The organism is Caballeronia sordidicola (assembly GCF_002220365.1).
In the GTDB taxonomy this organism is placed as follows: Bacteria; Pseudomonadota; Gammaproteobacteria; order Burkholderiales; family Burkholderiaceae; genus Caballeronia; species Caballeronia sordidicola_C.
Genome location: NZ_MTHB01000098.1, coordinates 1 through 3,728 on the forward strand (window position 1 = coordinate 1; position 3,728 = coordinate 3,728).

Sequence of the window (3,728 nt, forward strand, 5' to 3'; positions counted from 1 at the left end):
GGTACGGACCGCGATCTGATCCTCACCGTGCCGGGCCGCGGCTATCGCCTTCTCCAGCGGCGGAAAACCGTCCTGTCTCCCGAAACCGCGTCGCAGGCATCCGGAGGGCGTCCCCTTCCACCATCGACGTCCAAGCTTTTTGGACGCGACTGCGCAGTCAAGCAGATCCGCTCGATGCTGGCAAACTCACATGTGCTGACGTTGGTCGGCGCGGGCGGTATCGGCAAGACGACACTTGCGGTCGAAGCAGCTCGCCATTGCTCGGCTGACTTCGACGAAGCGGTCTGCCTAGTCGAACTGGCCGCGTTGACCAAGCCAGAGGACGTGATCGGAGCGATCGTTGAGGGTTGCGGGCTGACGCTGCCAGGCCCGCGAGCCGATGTCGCGCAAGTGGTCGCCGCATTAGGCCGGCAGCGCAAGCTGCTGGTGCTCGATAACGCGGAGCATGTGATAGCCGCGGTCGCGCACATCGTCGATGCGCTGGTTGTCGGCAACGACATGCTGCGCGTTCTCGTGACGAGCACAGAGCCGCTTCGAATAATGCCTGAGGTGGTATTCAGGGTTGACCCGCTGGGTGTGCCGGCGGCCGGCTCCACCGATGCAGAAATCCTGCAGTGCTCCGCGGTCGATTTGTTTTTCCTGCGTGCCAGCTTTTTGCAAGGCGAAGTCGGCGGCGAGAGCGCGCAGATCCGGCTCGTCGGCGAGATCTGCCGCCGTCTGGACGGCATTCCTCTGGCCATCGAACTCGCGGCTGCTCGCGTCGTCGCGCTCGGCGTGGATGAAGTCCATAGGCGGCTGGACGACCGGATGGCGATTCTCGCCGGCGGCTATCGGACTGCGCTCCCGCGTCATCAAACCCTGCGCGCGACGTTCGATTGGAGTTTCGCGATCCTCGACACGAGCACGCGGACGATATTCCGACGTGTCGCGATATTCGACGGCAGCTTCACCATCGAGATGATGTGCGAGGTCGTGTGCGACGACGAATGCTCGGTGGCGAGCGCGATCACTGGCATCACCGAACTGGTGGCGAAGTCCCTGGTCAACGTTGAATTCGAGGGACCGGTCGCGAAATATCGCCTGTGCGAATCGACCCGTGCCTACGCGCTTGAAAACCTGCACGCTGAAGGCGAATTTCAGGCCATGACCGCGCGCAATTCGCACTATCTCTCCAGTTTCTTTGAGCCGCAAACAGGCGCCGATTTGAACGAGGAGACCATTAATCCACCCAATTTAGACAGACACTCGACGATGCGCGCATCGTCTTCGACTGAACCTTCGCTCCGGACGGCGACCTGTGAATCGGCATCGAACTAAGGTCGAACCGGGTCGGTGCGCTACTCGACGCCTGCATGATCGAAGAGTGCTGCAAGCGCGCCTCCCCGGCCGTCCTTGCATTCGAAACTCAGTCTACTGGATCGCTGGATGTTGCTAGTGAAATGCGCGTGCGCGCCGCGCTAGCATCGGCCTTACCGTACGCTCGGCGGCTAATTCTCAGGCCCGCGGAGCTTTGGCGGATGTACTCGAACTCGCGATCGTCTCTGACGACCAGGTCTTCCAGACGCATGCACTGCGGGGTCTCTGGAACACGATGTTTTCGTGCGGAAATACGGCGTGGTTCTAAAATCGTCGATCTTGGGTAACAGCGACGAGCTGACCGGCATCGCTCGTAGAGTGGCAGAATTATTGGTAGTCCGATTGAGTTGGAGGTCCTGGGTATCAACCTTCCGCGCTCAGGCTTGCCGTGATTAACGCGTTCCGAGTCCCAACTGTTGAGGTCCGCTAATTCTGCAAATAGGCACAGTAATTCTGCTATTGAGAATCTCTAAAGTCACGACAACGAAAAACGAAGTCGTGCGTTGTACGACTCATCACCGGTTTGATGAGGACTTCAGATGGCAATGGATGAAGCAACGAAGAAGCGTGTGTGCGCAGGCCGGATGTTGTTGGCCGGAAAACGCCCGGCGGAAGTCGCGCTCGCGGTCGGCGTGGCACGACAGACCGTTTACACCTGGAAGGCTCGGCTGAACGAAGGTGGCATCGAGGCGTTGCGTCGGATGTGCATGGGACGTCTTGGCCAACTCGATGCAGGCCAGCTTAATTAGTTGCGCCGCATACTACTGCAAAGTCCGACCGAGCATGGATTCGGTACAGAGCTGTGGACGATCAAGCGCGCCGGGGTTCTCATCGCGCGCAGGTATGACATCAAGTTCAGCCAATCACACGTGTGGCGCATTCTAGGTGCGTTGGGTTTTAGCCCGCAGAAGCCTGAGAAGCGAGCCATTGAACGGGATGAAAACGCCGTGCGGGATTGGAAACGCAAGACGTGGCCTGCGCTTAAAAAAAGCCCGCAGACAGGGGCGTTTGATCTTCTTCATCGACGAGTCGGGGCTTAGCGAACGACCTACGCGGGTGCTTACCTGGGCGCTCAAAGGACACACGCCCGTCATCCAGTTTCACTTCCGATGGACGCACATCTCGGCTATCGCCGGACTGAGTCGAACCGCCTGCATGTTCCGCCTGCACGAGGGCAGCAACAAGAAGGAACAGGTCGTCGAGTTTCTCAAGGCGCTGCGTGCTCATCTGAAGCAACCTTTGCTGATCATCTGGGATGGATTGAAGGCGCATCGCAGCAAGTTCGTTCGCGAGTGCCTCGATTCCATCGAGGGCGACATCCAGATTGCTTTCTTGCCGCCTTACGCGCCCGACCTCAACGCAACACCGCTTAGGGGCAGGAAAGTAGCGATTTTGTAGATTATTCAATAATTTACGTCTGATTTCGATTAGCAGGGCGCAATCAAATTTGAAGTGCAACAGCCTACGTCCTATCCGGCAATTTGTCGGTATTGATCTGGGGCATGAGGAGGCACCGGATGCGACCACGGTGCTGAGCTGCTGGAAGCGCACAAGCTGACTGCGGTGCTGCTGGAGGAAATCAACGCGCACTTGCGCGAGCGCGGGCTGGAGCAGTCGACGCGGGCCCTGGAAAAGGTCGAAGCGCAAATCCGGGCGCGGGTTGAACATCCGTTTCATGTGGTGAAGAACCTGTTCAACCACAAGAGGGCCCGTGGGCCTGGCTAAAAATGGTGCGCGGTACGGCACCTTGTTTGCGCTAGGCAATTTGGTGATTGCAAAGAAAGCGCTGTTGCAATCAATGGAGAACTCCGTCTGCGAGACGGCATAGAGCGCAAAAACGGCGGCGAAAGCCCCGCAGAAGTTAAAATTATCGGCGTGGTTCAAAACCCGTGTTTTTGCGTTACACAGACGAGCTGACTCGTCCCACGTTTTCAGGCAGGATTAATATGGAGTGCAAATCAGTTTGAGGTCCGCGACCTCACGCGATCAAGTTTGCCGAGGCTGAAGCGGACCGAGTCCGAGTAGCGTCAGCCATTGCGGATGGTCCTGGCCGGTCATCGCTTTACGCGGACTTTTGCCGAGCCGCTCGCTGCACCGGCTGCGCATGAAGCGACGGTGATTGAAGAAGAACTGCAGCAGGCCCAGCCAGGCGCGGCTACCGTTCAGATGGCGCCGCAGCGTCAGGCAGTTGCGCAGCCGGGAGTTGAAGTTTTCGACCAACGAGCTGCTGCGTGGCGTGCTCTGCATGGCTTGCGAGACCGCGCTCCAGACCCCGTAGAACTTGCGTCCCATGGCGGCATGCAGCCGGTTCCAGCCTTGCCATAAGGCACCCGAGGTGTCGGGCTTGCGATGCAGCAGACACGTTGCGCGGA

At 58.9% G+C, this 3,728-nt stretch carries 2 protein-coding genes and 2 pseudogenes; 3 read left to right on the forward strand and 1 reads right to left on the reverse strand.

What is annotated here, in order from left to right; genetic code table 11:
• The 3 genes and pseudogenes from BSU04_RS15095 to BSU04_RS49140 all read left to right on the forward strand — a co-directional run.
• Window positions 1-1,317, forward strand: a 1,317-nt coding sequence (locus BSU04_RS15095; protein ID WP_089161365.1) for an ATP-binding protein, incomplete at its 5' end; no start/stop codon positions are given.
• 578 nt (window positions 1,318-1,895) lie between these two features.
• Window positions 1,896-2,715: pseudogene (locus BSU04_RS45425) on the forward strand (IS630 family transposase); the annotation flags it as partial.
• 243 nt (window positions 2,716-2,958) lie between these two features.
• A pseudogene (locus BSU04_RS49140) lies at window positions 2,959-3,184 on the forward strand (IS5/IS1182 family transposase); the annotation flags it as partial.
• Window positions 3,185-3,342: 158 nt separating this feature from the next.
• Here BSU04_RS49140 and BSU04_RS15120 read toward each other — a convergent pair.
• The coding region (locus BSU04_RS15120) for a hypothetical protein (RefSeq protein ID WP_218827290.1) at window positions 3,343-3,728 on the reverse strand (386 nt) is incomplete at its 5' end.